General features: G+C 62.1%; 1 pseudogene. It reads right to left on the bottom strand.

Annotated features, from left to right (window positions below):
• Positions 1 to 213, bottom strand: a pseudogene (locus SB764_RS40640) (hypothetical protein); the annotation flags it as partial.
• Positions 214 to 269 lie beyond the last annotated feature (56 nt).

Genomic DNA, 269 nt, shown 5'->3' with positions numbered 1-269 from the left:
GATCGCTTCCTTCTGCCCCTCGTCGAAGTGGGCAGCCTGCTGGCCCAGGAGCACTTGCAACGGCCCAAAGAACGCCGCGTTGATGCCCAGATTCACCAGGACGACGCCGGTGATCCACACCGCCCGGACTTTTTCTACTGGTTCCAGGAGCGCCGAAGCCGGACCATGACCGGGCTCGACCGGATGTGGTTCCGGCACGTCGGACTGGCTCATTGCTGGTTTCCCCCTATGTTCGACGATCCCGAACCATTCAATGACTGCACCCAGCC

It is taken from the genome of Paraburkholderia sp. SIMBA_027, from assembly GCF_046535315.1.
Classification (GTDB): domain Bacteria; phylum Pseudomonadota; class Gammaproteobacteria; order Burkholderiales; family Burkholderiaceae; genus Paraburkholderia; species Paraburkholderia tropica.
Note: the sequence above shows the minus strand (reverse complement) of the source record. Positions and strands in the feature narration are given on the sequence as shown.